Here is a 2,928-nt window from a genome sequence, read left to right as displayed (position 1 = left end):
AGAAGAAGCCGAGGATCTTCTTCGGGGCGAGCTTGTTCTCCTTGAAGAAGTCCAGAAGCTGCTCGAAGGTCCGCTCCGAAAGCGTGGTCGGAATCACCGGCACCACAATTGCGTCCGAGGCGCGGAACACGTTTTCCGACAGCGCCGAGATGTTCGGCGGGCAATCCAGCACAACGATGTCGTATTCTGTTCCTCCGGCTTTCAGCGCCTTCTTCAGCCGGGACTGCGAGTTCTTCATGCGCGACAGGAAGATGTCGAAATCCCGAAAGCTCATGTTCGCCGGCAGCACGTCGAGATTGTCGTAGTCGCTGCCGCGGATCGCGTCGGTGAAGCGCTTGACGTCCTTGAAAAACCTCTCGTCCTTCAACTTCGTCGACGGCTTTACGCGAAAGTAGAAGCCCGAGGCCCCCTGGGGGTCGAGATCGCAGAGCAGCACCCGGTGGCCCGCCTCGGCAATCGACTGCGCAAGGTTGACCGAGGTGGCGGTCTTTCCGACGCCGCCCTTGTTGGAATAGCACGCGATGATCTTCATGGCTTGGCTCCGGCGGTCTTGAAGAGCTTGGTAAAGCCGGCCCGTGTGGCCGGAGCGTCGAAGGCGGCGAACCTCGCTTCGACCTCGCTCCGGGCGGCCTTCTGGCGCTGGTCGAGCACCGTCAGGAGCGCCCCGATGCTCTTGGCGATCTCCAGCTTCCGGGCGCTGCGGGTGCCGCCGGAGCTGAGCCGGCCCTCCAGCGCCTCCTTCTGGACCGCACAATCGTTGAAGGTCCCGAGCACGTCCTGCAGACGTTTCAGCGCCTTGAGCAGGGGTTTGACCTCCGCCGCCGGGAAGACCGGTGCGAAGAACTCCATAAGGTAGCGCAGCTTCTTGCAATGGATGCGCAGCTCGTGGACCTGGTCGTCGGAGGTGGAGGCGTCGATCGTTCGGGCGATGGCGCAGACCTTGCGATAGCGCTTCCAGATCAGCTGTCGCGCGAGCTCGCGCGCGGGGCGCTCGGCTTCGGGACCTTTCGCGAGCTTCTTGCCCCCCTTGGCGAAGCGTTTCTGCAGGCGGCGCATCTCGCGCGCATAAGCATCGCTTTCGAGATGACGCGCGAGGTCCGCCTGAGCTTGCGCACGCTCGGCCGCGATATCCTCGAACAAAAGCTCGAGGCCGGGGCGAAGCGGTTGGGGCACCAGACCCAAATAGCTTTCGCGTTCGATCAGGTAGACATCGAGATCGCGCAACGTGCCCGTCTGCGCCATCAGCGCACCGAACCGCGCCTTGAGGTCCTCGCTCTCTTCGGGTGCGTAGACACCCTTGAAGAGCGAGACCACCGAGCGGACCTTGCGCAGCGCCACCCGGTACTGGTGCAGGAATTCGCTGTCGATGTCGGCGATGGCGCCCGTCTCGTGCGCCCGCGCCAGATCGAGATGAGCGTGGATGATGTCGGTCGCGGCGCGGAAGGCGGTGGTCCGGGGCGTCATTGCAATGTCGGGCTTCAAGTCCCGGCCCGCAGCGCCCGGGAAGAGCGTCGCAACCGCTCCGCGGGCGTCGATCCGGCTGATATCGTCCCGAGCGACGAGGCTATTCGACAGCCGATCGAGGGCCTTGTCGTAGCCGCGCAGCGCCGCGGCGCTGAAGAACGCCGCCTTGCGCCCCTCACCGGCATCGAGGGCCACGAGATCGCAGCGCACTTGCGTCTTGTCGAGATCGTCGAGCAGAGCCAGCTTCTGGCACACCAGCGTGGCCTCGCCGAGCGGGCTCAACCGCCGCAGCGGCGAGACCATTGCCGAAAGCGCGTCGCGCACGCGCCCGGGCTCCATGTCGGCGACAAATCCCGGCGTGTCACCGATCTGGCGGAGGAGCTCTTCGCCGCCGAGCAGGATCAGGCCGTCGCCTTCGGACAGGAGCAGGCAGCCGGCAGCGGCGATCTGGCCATCGAACGTGTCGTGGAGAACCGCCGGGGTGTCGGAGGGCTCCTCGCGCGGCACCAGCCGGTCCTTGCCGAAACGGGTGCTGTCGAGCGCCGGGCGTGGGTCGCCGGCGGTCCAGAGAGAGAAAAATGAGGTCATCGAGGGGCTTTGATCATGGGTCCTTGAGCGTGGGTTGACGGCCGCACCGGCCGAAAGACCCGTGCGAGTGGCACAGGCCGATGCGGGCGATCAAGTGGCAAACCTACCACAAAGCGCAGCGTCATCAGTGATGGGGCGCCGCTTCCACCTCACCGCGCTCGGCGAACCATTGCTCCAGGTAGGCGACGCTGGCCCCATGGCAGTTCGCCCTAGTCAGCACCTGCCGCGCCGCCGCAAAATCCTGCACCGGCCGCGGGCGCCGCGCCCCGGGCTCCATGATCCAGACCCACAGCACACGACCGGTATCGTCCGTTTCCGCTATCAGTTCAGGTCCCACCAGGTATCTCCCCGCTCGCGTCATGACGCCGTTACATTGGCACAGGCATCGAAAGCGGGTAAGAAATATTTGGCGCGGGAAGCGGTAGTGTACGCTCCGGCAGCGCCTATTGCGCCCCATCTCCTGCTTTCTTTGGCCGAAAATCGGTTTGAAACGACAAATTTGAAGCTTCATACCTCAAATTGGGTCGTGCTTGTGCGGGCTGATTAAGTTCAGCCCAAGCTTGTAGTACGTCTCCGCGCAAACTTGAGTGGACGTTGATACGTGGCGCAGCGAAGGTGCGCCTTATCCCGCATCGGCGACGCCCCGACGAGGCGCGGCGAATGTTGAGTTTAGATTCCTCGGTCTGGCGCAGCCTCGAACGACCGCTTCCGTGATCTGCGCCGCGGCGCAGAACGTCTATTGCTGCGGCTGCGAGCTCGTCTATCGTCATGCTGCAGTTGCATCGGTCGGTCGCCGAATGACCGGAAAGTCCGCAGTGCCGCCGCTAAGGTCATCCGCAGCGAAGGTCGGCAGCGAGCCGATGGTGTTGAAAAACT

The 2,928-nt window shown here is 64.1% G+C and carries 3 protein-coding genes; all 3 read right to left on the bottom strand.

Annotated features, from left to right (window positions below; translation table 11 throughout):
• On the bottom strand, positions 1 to 532 hold a 532-nt coding region (locus tag OCH239_RS21120), incomplete at its 3' end, for a ParA family protein (RefSeq protein ID WP_037267407.1).
• Entirely contained in the window at positions 529 to 2,052 is a 1,524-nt protein-coding gene (locus OCH239_RS21115; protein WP_051489720.1) for a CHAD domain-containing protein, read from the bottom strand. The genes OCH239_RS21120 and OCH239_RS21115, both read right to left, overlap by 4 nt.
• A 124-nt stretch (positions 2,053 to 2,176) precedes the next feature.
• Positions 2,177 to 2,389: a hypothetical protein gene (locus OCH239_RS21110; protein ID WP_037267404.1), complete on the bottom strand. Its 213-nt coding sequence runs from the start codon at positions 2,387 to 2,389 to the stop codon at positions 2,177 to 2,179.
• Positions 2,390 to 2,928 lie beyond the last annotated feature (539 nt).

This window comes from Roseivivax halodurans JCM 10272 (assembly GCF_000521785.1).
GTDB lineage: Bacteria > Pseudomonadota > Alphaproteobacteria > Rhodobacterales > Rhodobacteraceae > Roseivivax > Roseivivax halodurans.
Note: the sequence above shows the minus strand (reverse complement) of the source record. Positions and strands in the feature narration are given on the sequence as shown.